The organism is Cryobacterium sp. 10S3, from assembly GCF_034344045.1.
Lineage (GTDB): Bacteria > Actinomycetota > Actinomycetes > Actinomycetales > Microbacteriaceae > Cryobacterium > Cryobacterium glucosi.
The window spans coordinates 3,452,163-3,467,845 of record NZ_CP133773.1 but is presented as its reverse complement, the minus strand read 5'-3'; the positions used below and the strand labels follow the sequence as shown (position 1 = coordinate 3,467,845).

Below are 15,683 nucleotides of genomic sequence, written 5' to 3'. Positions count from 1 at the left end.
GGATGTTAGGCAGAAACAGGATTTTGGACGCTGAGTGCCCGGTGGGCACCGATCAAAGCGGTGTACCACCGCGCGCTAAGTTTGGGGATCCTCACTTGGGTTCGGTAGTCGACGTAGACCAGGCCGAAGCGTTTGCTATAGCCCTCGCCCCACTCGAAGTTGTCCAGGAACGACCACACGAAGTAGCCCTTGAGGTTGACGCCCGCGGCGATCGCTTGGCCGGCAGCGTCAATGTAGCCGCGGAGATAGGCGACTCGATCCGTGTCGATGACGTCTCCGTTCGGATCGACGTAGTCGTGGTAGCTGGCGCCGCTTTCGGTGACATACAGGGGTACGGAAGTGAACTCGCGGGCAACTCGTTGGAGAACGGCCGTCATGGATTCGGGGATGACTGACCAACCAAATGACGTCGTCGCCGGCTGTGCCGCCACTTCCCTGACAGAAAAAGGAGTCGACGCGTCATCGTGAGCGATCACGCGCTGGTAGTGATTAATCCCGGCGAAGTCCAGCGGGGCGTGAATGATGGCCAGGTCCTCTGGTTCGATGGCATCGCGGAGACCATATGCGTCGAGGGCAGCGTGAACGCCAGCTGAGTACCTGCCGTGAAATACCGGCTCAAGGAAGACGAGATTGCTAACAGCGTCTAACCGAGCGGCGGCAGCCTGATCTCCGGCTAGGGAGGAGGCGGGGACGATGTCCGTAACGATATTCGTGACGCCGATGCGGGCACTGGGGTCAATGGCCCGGATAGCCGCTGTAGCTAGCCCATGCGCAAGGTTGAGGTGATGGGCCGCACGAACTGCAACGTTCAGGTCTTGTCGACCGGGCGCGTGCGCCCCGGAACCATATCCGAGGAACGCGGAGCACCACGGTTCGTTCAAAGTGATCCACGTCGACGCCAAGTCGCCCAGGGCTGACACGGTCTGAGCAGCGAAGTCCGCAAAGCGGAACGCGGTCTCTCGATCACCCCAGCCGCCCAGGTCCTCTAGCTCCTGCGGTAGGTCCCAGTGATACAGCGTCACATATGGCGCAATGTCACGCTCCCGCATTCCCGCCAATATTGCGCGGTAGAAGGCAACACCCTCCGGGTTCAGGTCGCCGCTACCGCCTGGCTGGAGACGAGACCAGGACACGGAGAGGCGATAGTTCGACACGCCAAGTTCCTTGAGCAGATCGAGGTCCGCGGGCCACCGATGATAGTGGTCGCAAGCAACATCCCCAGTATCGGCGTTTTTCGTGCGGCCTGGTGTGTGCGCAAACGTGTCCCAAATGCTCGGCCCGCGCCCACCCTCGGACGCGGCCCCCTCGATCTGGTACGCCGCCGTCGCGAGTCCCCAAACGAAATTCGTCGGGAATCTGTCCAGACGGATCATTTCATCGCCCAGGTGACCCGGGTGCGATCCGAACGACGGTTCTGCGGGCAGAGCGGCCATTGCACCGATGTGAGTACTCGTCGTTGAACTAATGATGACTCCTTAGATTTATTCCATTACTTAATATAAGCCATGGAGAATCCGTTTACAACCTGGAGTTGAATGTTCCGCCCTGGGTGATGAGCTCCACTCACCGTCGTCCCGCTCCGGAGAGCGCGAGCGCGAGCACTGCGAAATTGTTGCTCTGTCTTTCAGGCCCGGCCGGTGAACACACCCATGTTGGCTCGGCGTTCTCGGTTTGGCTCTGGCCGTCGTCGCGGATTGTTCCCCGGTCGGCCTCCTGGGGCTGCGCGGGTCAGGCGTTGGAGCAGATCCGCGCCTCCGGCCGGGCGCGCTCGATCGGCATTTCCAACTTCCTCGTCCCGCGCCTGCAACGTCTGCTCGGTGAGACGGACGTCGTGCCGGCCGTCAACTAGATCGAACTTCACCCCGCCCACCAACAGCCGGAGGTCACCGCTTTCGCGCGCGATCACGGGATCGAGATCGAGGAGTGGGGGCCCCTCGGCCAGGGTAAGTACCCGCTCTTCGCGGGTCGTCATTTGCTGGCACCTGCAGCCCGGCAATATTCTGTTCCCTAAGTCGAACCGGCGTGAGCGCATTGTCGAGAACCTCGGAGTCTAAGCGTGCAAGCCATCGTGCCCTGGGACTGCTTTCGTGGGAGCTCACAAATGCCCCGCTGAACGGCGGGCTTAGCTTCAACCCCCTCGAAGACGCCTGGCACACGATCTATGACGCATACATCCAGTTCACACGGACCCATCGGGAGGCCCCCAAACTACGATCCACTCCCGCCGAAAGCGCGCTCGCGGGGTGGGCGGCGAAGAATCGGATGGCTTACCACCGAGGGAAGCTCTCCCAACGTCGAACCGCGTTGCTGAACGAGGTCGAATTCTGGAGTTGGGGAGCGTCGACGACGCGCAAGGTCACCGAGGCCCGCGACCTTGACCACCGGTGAGGACTGAGACCAATCGTGGGCCCAGTCCGGTCTGTCGCTCCGACGCGCAACACGGCTCCCCAGCTGGAGGCGGGCACGACAGCGTCCAGCCCCCGACGGAATCCGTGCAGGAATGCAAAGCTGCCAGATTCTGCGGCAGTAGGAATGATTCCGGCCACACTGTGCGATAGGCGGGATCGATCGGTCCGCCGCTCATCGGCCGCCACAGGTATTGCGACGCGACCTGGCTCAGCTGGACTGCCGACACCGATGAAATGAGCAAATGATGGCGACAGACGACGACAAAGCAACGGCCGACATCACCGACAGCGGCGAAGCACGCCACCTCGCTATTCGCCGACCGCGGCTGGATCGTGACGGCCTCTTTCTCTTCGGCCGACGATACGGTTCACAGTCCGTGACCCTGGGCAGCGCTGAGCTCCACGCGCTCGTTCGCGACCGCTGGATCGCCGTGGACGTTCTCGGCGAGTACATCCTCTACATCCACATCGACTGGAGCGGACGATGACCCATTCGAACATTCCCTTGATCGCTGACCTGTCCTTGAGCGGAGAAACGCGTGTCGCGGTCGCCGGAGATTGGCACGCGAACGTCTCTTGGGTGCAGAAAGCTATTCCCTTCCTCGCCCGGCAAGCCCCTGGGACCCGCACGATCCTCCACGTCGGAGATTTTGCTTTTTGGCCGGGACCCGAGGGCAAGAGCTTCCTCGACAGTGTCGACTACTGGTGCCACCGTGCGGGCATCGAACGCGTTCTCGTGACGCCGGGAAACCACGAAGATTGGGATCGGCTCGACGAGGCGTTCGCACAGCATCCCGGCGAGGCTGTGCGCTTCAGTAAAGCGGTCTGGGCGTTGCCGCGCGGGTACCGTTTCGCCCTCGGCTCACGCACGTTTCTGTCGTTCGGCGGTGGTGCCTCACTCGACTATGCGAATCGCCGGATAGGGAAGACGTGGTGGCTGACCGAAGCCCCCACGGATGAGGACGTGGAGAATGCGATCGCCGGCGGCCCCGTCGACGTCCTCATCACCCACGAGTCGGTGAACGGGGGCACGGCTGCCGTCGAGAAGATTCTCGGCTCTAACGCGTTCGGATGGAGCGATACGGCACTGGCCTACGCGGCCGCAGCGCGCGACCGGGTCACCCAGGTTTGGGAGGCGGTGAACCCCGCGGTTGTCGTCCACGGGCATATGCACGTCGCCGATGAGATCGAGCTTGGCGACGGCCGCCGAGTTTACTCACTCGCTAACGATGGCGAGGTTCGAAACATGGGTCTACTCAACCTGACGGACTTCGGGTGGACCTGGGTTTGTTGAGGACACGTACTGGGGCACTCATAGGCTGTGCCTGACATATTCTCCAGCCTGTTGAGAACTGGTGAACGGTTCGGCACGTTTCGAAGGATCGTGCAACAGCTTCGTCGCCAAGAAGCATCGCTCAAGCCGCGGGCCCCGCGGCTTGAATCAGCTCCGTCGGCTACCGCCGAACAGGTTATTACCTCACTTCGACTGTTCCCAGCTGGCGATAGGTTAGGCATGTGGCGCCAGGACGGCCCAACGAAGTAGGAACCGGCTCAGTGTGGTGACACCATCATCACCAATTCCAAAATTGAAGGAAACACGTGGACCTATTTGTTGCGATGAGCGATTATCGACGAGAAGCGTCGTGGGCAGTTTGGGAACTTGATGCTTCCGGCGCGTTGACCGGCACCGCGTCATTTCCGAATGATCAAGCGCGAGCCACGATGCACGGTCGAGCGATGGTTGTTTCTCTCAACCCGGGAACCGATAGGGTCCGCGAGACCGCGGCGACCACACCGGACTGGGCGAACTTTCACAATCCGGCCCGGAAGCACAACGATATTTTTCTTGCGGAGGCTTTTGTCGGCACACCACTTTGGGGTTCGTACATGACCGACTTGCACCCTGCTATTGCTGAATCAGACTCTCGCCTCGTTCGTTCGAAACCTGACGAGATCCTGCTTGCGGTGCGGTCTCTGATCCGACAGGCAGAGATTCTGGGCGCAGTCGAGTCCATCGTCTGTGTAGGAGGAAAGACCTATCAATCGGTGGCGAGGCACGCGGCGCTTATCGAGCAGGAGCTCGGGCTCACTACAGACTCGGTCAAACGAATGCCTCATTACTCCCGCGCGAACGCCAAGATACATAGACACGATCCAGAGGCATACCGTTCGCGTGGTACACGCGTCACTCGGATTGGTCTGAGCCGGAACTTCGCTCGATGCAGATTCAGGGCCATTTCATTTGAGCTCCGAATCACTCCGCCAACGACCGACTTGTTCTGAGCTGCTGGCCCGTCACCCTGTCACCCTGCTGAGGTCAGCGCTGTGACCGCAACCAGGCTGCGCCATTGGCTTCGGCAAACTGCGTCCCAATGCCATGGCCTACTTGTGGAGCATGTCCCAAATCTCCTGGCGGAGCTCGCGGAAGTTGACGTGCTCTCCTGCCATTGTGGAGGTGACGTGGTGGAGAGACCAGACATGTAAACCTCCGTAGCGGGCGGAATACAAGCCGAGGCGGTTGATGCCGTAGGTGTCGGAATAGTCCAGCAGCGCGTAGGCGATCAGCTGATACAGGTGATCGGGACTGAGCGTGTCCTTCCGGACGCCCACACTGTTCTTCCCGCCGAGTTGAGTCTTGATATCGAGGAGCAGGCCGTCACAGATCAGATCCGCTTCGGCTGCGATGAGTCGCCTATCGATGCCGCCGTCGCGCGTGGACGCGTCGAACTCGGGACCGAGATGAAAGGGCCGATCCAAGCGTCGGATCAGGTGCTGCTCTGCCGTCGTCCTGAGCGCGGCGAGTTCAACGAGCGCTGCGGGCGTGGCCTGGGCCAGCATGGTTTCGACATCAAAACCACCGTGGATGAAGAGCTCGGACACGAACGGCGAGTTGAGCGGTCCAGCTCGGTGGGCCTCAACGCACAGCGCGAGTCCCCAGACGGCGCGGGCAAAGGCGTCGTTGCCGGTCGCACCGTCACGAAGCGAGTTCCCAGCAATGCGGGCCAGGTCGTCCACAACATCCACGTAAGCCGGAAAGGGAAACAGAATTCGCGCGGAAAGGGGAACATCAGTCGGGTCAAGCAGGAACCTGATCATGAGGTCAACCGCGGTCCCGACAGTAGCGGGCGGCGCGCCCGAGCTGCCCACGATGAGCTCGCCGGCGTGGGCCTTGTACTCCTGCTGTAACCGGCGTGGGTTCGGGAACGTGACTTGCAGATATTGACGCAGCGGCGTGGTCTTGTCCTTCACGGCCCTGCTGAGTGTTCCTGTTCCCCCGGTGATATCCATGTCCCTGACCCTACGGTCCGGAGCCGACATTCGTGCGCTGTCCACACCCGGTGGAAAGGCGGTCCTATCCGATCGCTCGCCTCCACCGCATCGGATCTCATTTGAGATCGGTCACTCACGGCAGAGGATGTCACCATGAGGACGCTCGACTCAGCGCTTGCGCAGATCGAGGAGCAAAAATGCGGCGCAGGCTAGCGGCGGTGTCGCCGTGTGGCACGACGGCGGGTCTCCGAATGGTTGACCTTGAATGCAATGGCCTGAGGGACGACGACGTTTGGTGAGACGGGGGCATGTCCAAGGGTGGATGAATTGTGCACGCCCCGCGCGTCGGTCCTGTTCTCGATGCGAGGTGAACTCGGGTCGGTCCGAAATCTACGAGACTGACTCTATGAGTGTTGGAAAATCTGTGCGGTTGTTCTTGGCGGATGGAACGCCAGGCGGCTTGCTGACGGCCGAGATCATGAACTGGACCGGGCATGTGGTGGCCGCGCCGCGTTCGGATCTTGCAAGCTTGCTCAAACGTCCCGAAACGAGTCGCACGGGGATCTACGTCTTGATCGGTGACGATCCCGACAGCTTGGGTGGTGCGCTGGCTTACATCGGCGAGGGGGACGACGTCAGCAGGCGGCTCTATCAGCACGCCCGTTCGGAGGAACAAGGCGGGAAGGATTTCTGGGTCCGCGCCATTGTGCTCACCAGCAAAGACACGAACCTTACCAAGGCTCACGCCCGATACCTGGAGAGCCGCTTCATTACCATCGCCCGGGAAGCCAATCGCGCGAAGCTCACCAATTCCACTGCGCCCATTCCGATCCTGCTTCCCGAAGCAGATGTGTCGGACATGGAGTACTTCATCGCCCAGGCCCAGATCGTCTTCCCGGTCCTCGGCGTCAACATCTTCCGATCAGTCGCGCACGCGAGGGACACCATGTCCGTTCGACCCGGGGGCTCTCCCGCGTGGCACGAGTCACCGCTGTTCGACCTGGGGTTGAAGAAGGACGGCCTGATGGCCACGGCACGGGAAATCGACGGAGAATTCACTGTGCTGGAGGGGTCCCGAACCCGGTTGGCGTGGACGGGTTCTCCCGCAGACGGCTATGGACGGCTCAAAGAGAAGCTCGACCGCGATGGGACGACGGTGCTATCGCCGGATGGGCAGACTAAGTTCTTCGTCCACGATCAGGTCTTCGCCAGTCCCAGTGCGGCGGCGGCCGTAGTCTTCGGGCGCACCACCAACGGTCGCACCGAGTGGAAGGTGCGCGGGACGGGCGTCAGCTACGGCGCGTGGCAGTCCGAGGGGGTCGATTTGGCCGTGCCGGCGCCGGCCGGCACCTAACGTAGTAGGACGTTATCGGCGCGCGAAAGGCCTGTCGGTCACGCTCAGCTCAGCTCAGCTCAGCTCAGTTCAGCTGGTCCGGGTCGACGTCCGCAAGGTGGGAGAACTGAAGGTTCAGCGCGGTGTCGACGGTCGCCGGCGGCGCCGACCCTCCAGTCCGGACCGGCTCGGACGGGCCCCGAAGCTCCGGCTCGTCGGCCTGGGCGTAGAGGTTCCCGGTGGCCGTATTGTATGTCCCCGGCGCAAAGGCGGGCACGTCCGGTCGCTGGTTTCAGGGCTTGCGCCGATTCACGGATTCGGCTTCTGGCCGCGCTTCGGCGCGTACCTCATGGGCGCGGGCCAACCATAGACTCTGAATATGTCAGCTGATCGAGATCTCGATAAGGGTGTGCTCCTCGACCGTTACCCGGCGCTCGTTGCCGCCACGGCTTCCGCGGGTGTCCTGCTTGTCGGCGCATTCGACCTCCCGTTCGGGTACTACCAATTCCTTCGATATGTCGTGACGGTGGGAGCAGTCCTTCTGGCCGTTTTTGCGCTTCGAGCTGGGCACCCGCGTTGGCTGGGTCTCTTTCTGCCCATGATCGTCTTGTGGGCTCCGGCGGACGTAATACGCCTTCCCCAACCAGTGTGGGTGGCGCTCGACCTCGCCGTGGCGGGATTGTTCATCGTTGCGGGTTTCGCCATTCCTGCTCCGGCGCCGTCCAAGACGAAAGGCGTCTCATCGAAACCCTCCGTTCCAATGGCGTGGTGGATGATGACCGCGATCGCCGTCGGCATTGGTCTTGCGATCTGGATGATGGCGGGCTCGTCCGGAACCGGGAATCCTGATTGCGTCACAACGTATGACAGGTACGCGTCATGCGAATGATTCCAGACACTGGTTCTAAGTCTCCTTTTTAGAGAACCACAGCATCCCTCTCGGGGGTGGCCGAGGGGAAACCGGAGCATCCAAAGACCCGGCCGGCTAACACGTGATGGCATCAATGCTGGCGTAGACATTCGCCGAGGCAGTCGACTCGTGGAGCAAACGAACGGGCTGATTTGCCGTGAGAGCAATGTACTTTCTCGCCGTCTCGGTAGTCGGTCCTCCTAAAGTTGAGGTGAGGCGGATCGTAACCGACGCGCTGGGGCAGCTCGAATCAGACGTGAGCGTCCACATCCAGCACTTGAAGCCGGCCTCGCAGTGCTTCTGGACTGAAGGTTGGTCCACCACCACTTCCTGATGAACGTGGTCGATGATGCTGCTACCTGATTCGCTATTCCCAAATGCGGTTTTGTTTGCCGCCGAAGTTGCCATCCCCGAAGCCAGGGCAATTAGTGCCGCAATCGTCAACGCGACTGGCCACCAGCCACGAAAGAACAGGGCTCTTTTCGGTGCTGTCGACGAGAGCCTCGTTGTATCTTCTGACGATTCGAAGGGCGCTCCATCGCTTCGGCGGCCGGAGGTTTGCCCGTCGTGCCAGCGATAGGTGTCGGAGGCCCGCACGAATTCCTCGAAGCTGAGGGTCGGTTCTCTTGTGGGCCGCGGTTGCGGGGATTCGGTTCGAGGCGACGCATGTGTCGGTATCCGAGCGCGAAGGACATCACGCGCATCCGAGATGCGAACGAATTCGGCGCTGGCCGCCTTGATATCGGCGGCGGGCGCTCCGGCAAAACGGTCAGGGTGGCTCATTCTCGCGCGCAATCGATAGGCCGCATCGATTTCGGTCCTTGTCGCGGACACCTTCACGTTCAAGATCGCTGCTGCGGCCTCAGGGGTCATCTGTTAGCACCCATCTGCTTCAAGTAATGCGCGTATGCGGCTTGATCATTGGCAATTTTGACCAGTTGTGCATTTGCGAGCAGAATTGCCAGCAATTCCGCGTTGGATCGGCGGATACTGATGACTCCTCGAACGACTTGGAGGGGGCCAAAGACAATCGCCCCCCAGAGCGCTAGATATGAGCCTCCGCTCGTCGCGGCTGCTGCGAAGCCGACCGATGTCAGCACGATGCCGGCGACGAATACTCCCAGCCCGATCCAGATGGAAACCTTCGCGGATGCGAGCACAGGCTTCGAGTACATCCGCCACCCTGTGGGGTCTTTCCTCCAGTATTTCCAATTGTGGGGTGCTGGAAAACAGTTGGATTCGGGTGTCCATCCGAGTGGCGGGTTCCAGCCGAGGTGTGACGAAATCCACTCGTTAGATGGCGGCGGCCAGCCGGGAGGGTTTTTGAATGTTAAGGGTAAAGACGGGCTGGCGGCGGTCATGATTCAGGATATGGGTAATCCGGCGGCATGCTGGCCTCTGGCCGGAGCAGCACTTGTAAGCCCCGCTCAAATGAGGCGGAAAGAGAATGTCGCGGGCGGAGGAGTGCCGTTGGATCCCTCAAGGCCGCTCCCCGTTATCCTCCCGTGAGATGCGCAGACCTTACGGCTGGAGCGATACTGCGCTCGCCTACGCGGCGGCATCGCGCGATCGCGTCACGAAGGTATGCGCGGCCCTCCGCCCAGCCATTGTCGCCCACGGACACATGCACATCGCCGATGAGATCAGGCATGACGACGGTCGCCGCGTTAACTCTTGGCGCATCTTGGATCCCGCCAAGGGTCCGGTAGAGATCTATGACCTGTTCGGCGGTAGCCGACGGCAATGCTCAGAGGCGGGGGCCGGCGGCTTCGGCGATGCCTCTTGGCGTCAGAGCTGTTGCATGATCCTTCGAAACCGTTGACCCGGTCATCAGTCTCACCATGTTGGAGAGTTTGTCAGGCACGGCCCGGCGAGACCGTTTCGGGCCATTCGTTCTCGAGTGCTCGCGCACGCTGACCATCTCGCCCGACAGCCAAGGTTTCCATGACGTAAGAGCGATAGATGTTGTGAAGATGTCGCTTTGTTGTTGATCTTCGGAAGATCGCAGAAGCAGTCAGATTACTTACCCCCTCGAAGTGCCCAGTGGGCGAAGGGCCAGACAACTAGCACTGGAACACTCAGCGCGAGATAAGGAAGATTTGTCAGCCACTGTGCGCGCCTGAGGACCCAGATGCTGATTGGAGCTTCCGGATCTGCGGATTTATGGTCTGCCGACGTGTGATTCTCGGAGTCGTCCAACAGGGCATTGTGCCGTTCGGTGAGTTTGGAAACTTCTTCGTCGTGGACGAACTCGCGATCGAGCATCGACTCAGCTTCTACAGAGAGCCGCTGCAGTGCGCGGTAATTCATGAACATATCCCGGCTTCTCCCCCCGTAGTTAAGCCCGGCGGCAACGAGCGACGAAATCAACGCTCCAACGGACACGCATACAAGCACGGTTGGCCCGGCATTGCCGTACATCGTCCCGTCACTAAGCAGGGCAATTGAAGCCACCGTCGTGGCGACAGATAACGCCAACAGACAGGTGTTCCAAGCTCGCTGTCGAGCCTGCAGACGATTGGAAGCTACTAGCCGTGCTCTGTAGGACTTATACGACCTCGCAGCAACTCGTTCCAACTCACTCATGGCATCCCCCGTTGTTATGAACTCGGCTGCTCGTCGCGACGCGACGGCAGGGCAATCAATCAACGCCCGCAAGCGAGCTTCACCATACGGTGAGCGACAAAGTCGCAATCTTTCAGTAGCGCCCAATTGCTTGAGCGAGCAGCCGAGACAACTGAAGCTACCGCAGTGAAGGGCGATTTAAGCATGACGTACCCAGGTATGCGCGAGTCCAAGCGCAGCGGCGGCCGGCGCCTACGGGCGAACCCAGATGCCCGCCGCCCTGAGCGGCGGGTCGTGTAGCCGGATTCAACGGGCATGTTGCCTCAAAACCACCCGATCGTCCAGCTGACTGTGTTGACAATCGTGCGGCCAATCGCGGAGAGTAGCCACCATGTGCCCTGGAGAACGCCGATGAGAATCGCCTTGGCCAGCCAAAACGCGATCCCGCTTGCAACAGGGATGAGCAACGTCGGCAGGTTTGTGCCGATCAGTGAGAGCAATTGGTCCATTTCGTCACCGTCGCACGAGCCAGCGCCACCATGGGCGGCACCGGGTCGGCCCAACTGAAGGCACCTGCTGGTCCTCGTTTCTTAACGCGTGCCTGTCGCCGCTCCGTGCCGCCTCGATCTGGTGGGGAGAGAACCGGCGGCTCCATATGATGTCGCCTTGTGTGATCAGATAGTGCGACCTGCAGGGCAACGCCCAGCTACCGATGGATGGGGACATGCTTACGTTCTCACCGTCGTATGTGAATGACCACCGGGCGGGGGAAAGTGGCGTGATCACTTCCTCGCCGCACCCGCAGCAGCACAGGTGACCGCATGTGTTGAACCGGAGACAGATGTAGAGTACGCCCGGGTCCAGCCGTGGTGGAAAGGACTCGACGAACGCTGACTTGAGGTGCTCAACCCCAGTCACAGCTGGTCCTCGTTGGTGATGTCATTCGTAAAGACGGAATATGTGGAAAACCCTTCCCTGGTCCCGTCGGCGTAGAAGCCGATGTGACGTTTCCACCGAATGACGGCCATCGTCGCGTTGAGGGTGTTCAGGTCGGCGATCTGGATGTTCCGCCCATACTCATCGTCGTGGGCGGGCGCGTCGGGTATGCGATTTCGGTCGTGGACGTGATCGCGTCCCCCGGGAATGCTGGTGACCACGCGGAGCAGGCCGCTCATTCGGCCGTCGGTCTCTCCCACTCCCATGCCGACGTCGATGAACGGGATGTTGATTCTCTCGAGCCAAGCGATGATCGCTGGTTTCGAGGAGGCGTCGTCGGAGGCGAGGAAGACAAATGTTGAACCGGCAAGGAGGTCTAGGTTGGCCTCGTCGAGGAAGACGTCCTGGGCGATGATCCCGGTGTGCATGTGCGAGTAGATGCCTTTGAAGTAGTCCACCTTCTTAGGCTGCGAGCGCAGCGTCTCCAAAGAGGCAGCCCCTGGTGCGCGGAATGCGTTGTGGTTCTCGAACGGGTCGCCGTCGACGAGGGTGATCGTTGATACCGGGGTCTTCGCAATCTGGTCGAGGATGTATCCGCCGGTCCCACCGAGGCCGACGATCGCGATCCGTTGCCCGGTGAAACACTTCATCAGCGGTGCGAGCCCGGCACGTGACGTGGCGGTGTCGCGGTACGCAAACGGGCTGTCATCGTCGACGACGTCCCAAGAGCCTCCCGGAGTGGCGGTCACCGTCGGGTCGATCGCTAACGCCTCGTGGGCGAGAATCCGCACGTACGAGGTAACCTTCGAATACTCGTCCGGGTACGCGCCCGACCCCGGTTTGCTGGAAAGCATGAACGCCGCCTGCAGCGTGTCCGTGATCGGGTGCGACTCGGGGGTCGCCAACTGCAGCGGGCTGCCATTGGCGTGGAACGGTTGGGATCCGCCGAACCAAATCCGGTGATCGGTCTGTGACGTGATCATGTCGCCGGCGACAGCTACCGGGTACGCAAGGATCCCGTATTGCACCGTGCCATCGGCGGTGACATAGGGAATCCGGCGAACAATGAGGTGGCCGCCATCAATGACCACCTCGTACCCGTCGTCGAGGAGTCGTGAGAGATCCGGGTTACGAGCGAGTGGTGCGGTAGACATCGAAGACCATCTCCTTCTTGACAGGAACGTCCTGGCCGGCGGTGAGTGTTCCGGAGCCGTGCCCGTCGTGGCCGCGGCTGTACCGGACGGTGAACGAGTCGGCCTCCGTGGCCGGCTGGTCCGGGTAAGCGAGCTCGATGACCTGCTCGAAGGAGATCTTCTTCTCCGTCACGGGGTGGCTGCGGGTGTTGACGATGATGGTGGTTGGGCCGGGCATGTTTTCTTGCTTCTGGTCATTCATGAGGGAGCTCTCTGGCGCTGATCCATAAGCGGAGGACGCGCCACACTTCGCTCGCTGCTCGAAAAGTCGAACAGGACTAGACTAACACATGTGCTCGACATTTAGAGCAGCGAACGAAATGAGAGGCAGATCAGTGGATGCTGCACCGACCGTTGACGTTAAGGCATTACATGCGGCGCTTGACGCCGCACGGAAAGCAAAGGACCTTTCTTGGCGACAGCTCGCTAGGGAACTTGGCGTCAGCCCTTCAACCATGTCCCGAATGGCGAACGGGCTCAGCCCGGATCTCCCTGCATTCGCCGCTATGACCTCGTGGCTTCGCATGCGGGCAGAAGATTTCTACAGGAGCGGTGACGCCGATGCCGTAGGGGAGGAAGAGCCGGCGCTCGAAGCGGCCCTCGCCCCGTTGCTCCGCGCGCGCAAGGACCTCAACGACAAAGACATCGTCTACTTAGAGCAGGTCATCAGCGCTGCAGCCCAGCGCTTCCGAGACGAGCGCAGAAGTCAGGTGTGACCGCCATGCGTTGGATCCAGAAGGAGATGCGCGCCCTAGCTTCCGAGGAACGCGCCCAACTCGGTCTGGGACCGCTCGACCCATTCGATCCTTACGCTCTTTGCGACGGCCACGGCGTCCCGGTCTACACGCTGACCGATTTTCGGCACCTGGTCCCGGACGCGATCGAGCACCTCGCTGTCTCGAATACATCCAAGTGGTCGGCGGCACTCGTCCCGCTTGGGACGGCACGCTTCATCATCGAAAATGACAAGCATGTGCCAGCCAGGCGCCGATCCAGCATCGCCCACGAACTCGGCCATCTCCTCCTCGAGCACGAGTTCACCGGTGTCGTCCTGGGTGACCACAGCGGACAGTATGGCAACCAGCAGGAGAAGGAAGCGGATTTCCTCGCCGGAGAACTGCTGGTTCCGTTCGCTGCCGTCGAGAAGATGGCCTTCGCCAAATGGGGGAACAAGGAAGTGGCTGAGGCGTACATGGTCAGTGAACAGTTTGCTCAAAACCAGATGAAGGGTCAGCGAGTCCGGGCGGCGCGTGCGGAGGCGAAATTCCGCCGTCCATGACCGGAGGCCAGCCCGACCAAATCGATCGCCGAACGAGCGTTCTGCTCATCGATGCCACGGGTCTGAACGCGGATGCGCTCGGTAGCGACGGCCCGGTTGTCGGTGCTTATGAGAACTGGCTGGCCCAGCGCGCCCAGGATCTCGATAAGTCGTTCGCCGTTGACGTGCCCGTCGTCGATCTCCTTGCGCCGGACGCGACCCTTCTGCCGAACCGCTGGACCATCGATCCGACAGAACACCTCTCCGCACGCGACTGGACAACCCTCGTCGTTGATTCGTATTCCGCCGCGTCTACGGCTGTGTCCGCGCTCGGCCAGGCTTTGCCCAGCTTGAAGGTCACTCCCCTCCAAGACGAGGCGCGAACACTGTCAATCGGAGAACTACAGAAGAGCGAAGCGATTGCCGTTCTCCGTGGCCGGCACATGGAACGCAACCTCGCAGAGACGGCCCCTCCGTACCCGATCCTGACGATCCGGCACGTGCGACCAGGAGCGGATCTCGTCGGGATCGAAACAGAACACGTGCTTGCGTCACCCAGTACAACTGCCCAGCTCGTCCACAAGGGTGACGTCATCGTCTATCTAGACGGCAGCACGGTGAGTACCCGAGTCTGGCCAGAGAACGGCTGGGTTCTAGGACGATTCATGCAGTCCAACCGAGTGCTCGACGGCTCGCTAGACCCGGAGTACCTTGCTGCCGCGATCGCGGCCCCCGTGAACGAAAAATTCATGGCGGCCGGCGCTTCACGAACTCATTTCAACCTGAAGGAATTCGTCGTCCTGCTGCCCGCGCTCGCCGTTCAGCGAGCCTTCGCCGACACACAAGAGCGCGTGAACGATGAGCTCAAGCGCCTGCGGCAGGCCGCTCACGCCCTCGAAGCTGCAAAGCGGCAGCTCGCACTAGCTGCAGCCAGCGGCTCGGTCTCGATCGAGGCTAGTGAGGAGCGCAAATGAACACTCGTCAGCACGTAGACGCCATCAACCTGACCCCGTCTCGGAGCGCTCGACTATGAGCCTCCTCATGTTCAGCCATGAAGCCGACTCGATCCTCATCCTCACCGATACGTTGGCTACCGCACCCGACGGCGAAGCCTTCGTGTTCCAGAGCAAGTGCTTGACCCTGCCCCATCTGAACATGGCCGTTGCGGTCACGGGCATCGCTAACTTGGGTGCGGCTTGGAACGAACTCCTTCGGAGCTCAGCAATCGTCCAAGACATGGAGATGATTGACAAGTTCGCGCCGGAACAGCTGAGCCTCCTTTGGGCGAACCTCATGCTGGAGAATTACGAGATGGAAGGAGCTACCGCAACCATCTACCACTTCGGCTTCGAAACAGGCACCGAGCATGCCGTGCGCTACGTGTACAGATCCAAGAACGGCTTCAAATCAGAGCGCATCGAGGAATCCGGCTTCGGGGTCAAACCGCCGCCCCGCGAGCCCTTCGATGCGCCGTACGACATCGAAGCATGGATAGCGCTGGCCAACCGGGTCCGAAGGGAACAGGACGAGGCGCCACGGCCGGAGCGCACTTCCATCGGCGGGGAGTACTTCCTCACCCTGGTGGCAAACCGGCAGAGCAAAACCACTCGCATCCACAGAGCAGACGACTACGAAGCGATGTGGAGCGAGATGGTCTCGCGCCTAGCTCGGATCAGCGCAGCGTCAGGCAAATAGCCACCCTCGCTGCGCCAGCACGCACATGGTCACTCCTGTCATGGCGTGTCACCGCCCAGCGATACTGTGAGGGAGAACCTCCAACGACACCAACAGTACGCAAGCGCGAGAGATG

20 protein-coding genes and 1 pseudogene are annotated in these 15,683 nt (G+C 61.1%); 11 read left to right on the top strand and 10 right to left on the bottom strand.

Annotated elements, in window-relative coordinates:
- Positions 1 to 5: 5 nt before the first annotated feature.
- Positions 6 to 1,433, bottom strand: coding sequence for a GH1 family beta-glucosidase (locus RHM57_RS16130; protein WP_322188698.1), 1,428 nt, complete (start codon positions 1,431 to 1,433; stop codon positions 6 to 8).
- A gap of 589 nt (positions 1,434 to 2,022) precedes the next feature.
- Between RHM57_RS16130 and RHM57_RS16125 the strand changes: the two genes are divergently transcribed.
- The 4 genes from RHM57_RS16125 (at position 2,023) to RHM57_RS16110 (ending at position 4,691) form a co-directional block, all read left to right on the top strand.
- Complete coding sequence (locus tag RHM57_RS16125) at positions 2,023 to 2,388, top strand: helicase associated domain-containing protein (RefSeq protein ID WP_322188696.1); 366 nt, start codon at positions 2,023 to 2,025, stop codon at positions 2,386 to 2,388.
- A 262-nt stretch (positions 2,389 to 2,650) separates the two neighbouring features.
- Positions 2,651 to 2,896 (top strand): hypothetical protein, encoded by a 246-nt coding sequence (locus RHM57_RS16120; protein ID WP_322188694.1) that lies wholly within the window; start codon positions 2,651 to 2,653, stop codon positions 2,894 to 2,896.
- Positions 2,893 to 3,702, top strand: coding sequence for a metallophosphoesterase (locus RHM57_RS16115; protein WP_322188692.1), 810 nt, complete (start codon positions 2,893 to 2,895; stop codon positions 3,700 to 3,702). The genes RHM57_RS16120 and RHM57_RS16115 overlap by 4 nt, the downstream gene beginning before the upstream one ends.
- 305 nt (positions 3,703 to 4,007) lie before the next feature.
- Complete coding sequence (locus RHM57_RS16110; RefSeq protein ID WP_322188690.1) at positions 4,008 to 4,691, top strand: hypothetical protein; 684 nt, start codon at positions 4,008 to 4,010, stop codon at positions 4,689 to 4,691.
- A gap of 99 nt (positions 4,692 to 4,790) precedes the next feature.
- Here the strand turns inward: RHM57_RS16110 and RHM57_RS16105 are convergent, their stop codons facing one another.
- On the bottom strand, positions 4,791 to 5,696 hold the full coding sequence (locus tag RHM57_RS16105) for a hypothetical protein (RefSeq protein WP_322188688.1): 906 nt from the start codon (positions 5,694 to 5,696) through the stop codon (positions 4,791 to 4,793).
- A gap of 388 nt (positions 5,697 to 6,084) precedes the next feature.
- Here RHM57_RS16105 and RHM57_RS16100 point away from each other — a divergent pair, with 388 nt between their 5' ends.
- Complete coding sequence (locus tag RHM57_RS16100; RefSeq protein WP_322188686.1) at positions 6,085 to 7,032, top strand: GIY-YIG nuclease family protein; 948 nt, start codon at positions 6,085 to 6,087, stop codon at positions 7,030 to 7,032.
- A 64-nt stretch (positions 7,033 to 7,096) separates the two neighbouring features.
- Here RHM57_RS16100 and RHM57_RS16095 read toward each other — a convergent pair whose 3' ends face one another.
- Complete coding sequence (locus tag RHM57_RS16095; RefSeq protein ID WP_322188684.1) at positions 7,097 to 7,288, bottom strand: hypothetical protein; 192 nt, start codon at positions 7,286 to 7,288, stop codon at positions 7,097 to 7,099.
- Positions 7,289 to 7,390: 102 nt separating this feature from the next.
- Between RHM57_RS16095 and RHM57_RS16090 the strand changes: the two genes are divergently transcribed.
- Positions 7,391 to 7,900: a DUF6804 family protein gene (locus RHM57_RS16090; RefSeq protein ID WP_322188682.1), complete on the top strand. Its 510-nt coding sequence runs from the start codon at positions 7,391 to 7,393 to the stop codon at positions 7,898 to 7,900.
- Positions 7,901 to 7,996: 96 nt separating this feature from the next.
- Here RHM57_RS16090 and RHM57_RS16085 read toward each other — a convergent pair whose 3' ends face one another.
- The 7 genes from RHM57_RS16085 to RHM57_RS16060 form a co-directional block, all read right to left on the bottom strand.
- Positions 7,997 to 8,794: a J domain-containing protein gene (locus RHM57_RS16085; RefSeq protein WP_322188680.1), complete on the bottom strand. Its 798-nt coding sequence runs from the start codon at positions 8,792 to 8,794 to the stop codon at positions 7,997 to 7,999.
- On the bottom strand, positions 8,791 to 9,096 hold the full coding sequence (locus tag RHM57_RS16080) for a hypothetical protein (protein WP_322188678.1): 306 nt from the start codon (positions 9,094 to 9,096) through the stop codon (positions 8,791 to 8,793). Before RHM57_RS16080 ends, RHM57_RS16085 begins: the two co-directional genes overlap by 4 nt.
- Before the next feature lie 844 nt (positions 9,097 to 9,940).
- Positions 9,941 to 10,507 carry an SLATT domain-containing protein gene (locus tag RHM57_RS16075; protein ID WP_322188676.1) on the bottom strand — a complete coding sequence of 189 codons (567 nt, stop codon included), beginning with the start codon at positions 10,505 to 10,507 and terminating at the stop codon, positions 9,941 to 9,943.
- Between the two features lie 302 nt (positions 10,508 to 10,809).
- Positions 10,810 to 10,995: a hypothetical protein gene (locus RHM57_RS16070; protein WP_322188674.1), complete on the bottom strand. Its 186-nt coding sequence runs from the start codon at positions 10,993 to 10,995 to the stop codon at positions 10,810 to 10,812.
- Between the two features lie 4 nt (positions 10,996 to 10,999).
- A complete protein-coding gene (locus tag RHM57_RS19635) occupies positions 11,000 to 11,404 on the bottom strand; it encodes a DUF6527 family protein (protein ID WP_369125146.1) in 405 nt (134 codons plus the stop codon).
- Positions 11,401 to 12,576, bottom strand: a complete 1,176-nt coding sequence (locus tag RHM57_RS16065; protein WP_322188672.1) for a ThiF family adenylyltransferase — start codon at positions 12,574 to 12,576, stop codon at positions 11,401 to 11,403. Before RHM57_RS16065 ends, RHM57_RS19635 begins: the two co-directional genes overlap by 4 nt.
- Positions 12,551 to 12,793 carry a multiubiquitin domain-containing protein gene (locus RHM57_RS16060; RefSeq protein WP_322188670.1) on the bottom strand — a complete coding sequence of 81 codons (243 nt, stop codon included), beginning with the start codon at positions 12,791 to 12,793 and terminating at the stop codon, positions 12,551 to 12,553. The genes RHM57_RS16065 and RHM57_RS16060 overlap by 26 nt, the downstream gene beginning before the upstream one ends.
- Before the next feature lie 112 nt (positions 12,794 to 12,905).
- On the opposite strand from RHM57_RS16060, the pseudogene RHM57_RS16055 reads away from it, so the two are divergent.
- The 5 genes and pseudogenes from RHM57_RS16055 to RHM57_RS16035 form a co-directional block, all read left to right on the top strand.
- Positions 12,906 to 13,094 (top strand): annotated as a pseudogene (locus RHM57_RS16055) (helix-turn-helix domain-containing protein); the annotation flags it as partial.
- Positions 13,095 to 13,121: 27 nt separating this feature from the next.
- The gene (locus RHM57_RS16050) at positions 13,122 to 13,331 is read left to right on the top strand and encodes a hypothetical protein (RefSeq protein WP_322189909.1); all 210 of its coding nucleotides are present in this window, start codon (positions 13,122 to 13,124) and stop codon (positions 13,329 to 13,331) included.
- Between the two features lie 5 nt (positions 13,332 to 13,336).
- Entirely contained in the window at positions 13,337 to 13,894 is a 558-nt protein-coding gene (locus tag RHM57_RS16045) for an ImmA/IrrE family metallo-endopeptidase (protein WP_322189885.1), read from the top strand.
- Positions 13,891 to 14,847 (top strand): hypothetical protein, encoded by a 957-nt coding sequence (locus tag RHM57_RS16040; protein ID WP_322188668.1) that lies wholly within the window; start codon positions 13,891 to 13,893, stop codon positions 14,845 to 14,847. Before RHM57_RS16045 ends, RHM57_RS16040 begins: the two co-directional genes overlap by 4 nt.
- A gap of 55 nt (positions 14,848 to 14,902) precedes the next feature.
- Complete coding sequence (locus RHM57_RS16035) at positions 14,903 to 15,568, top strand: hypothetical protein (protein ID WP_322188666.1); 666 nt, start codon at positions 14,903 to 14,905, stop codon at positions 15,566 to 15,568.
- Positions 15,569 to 15,683: the final 115 nt, after the last annotated feature.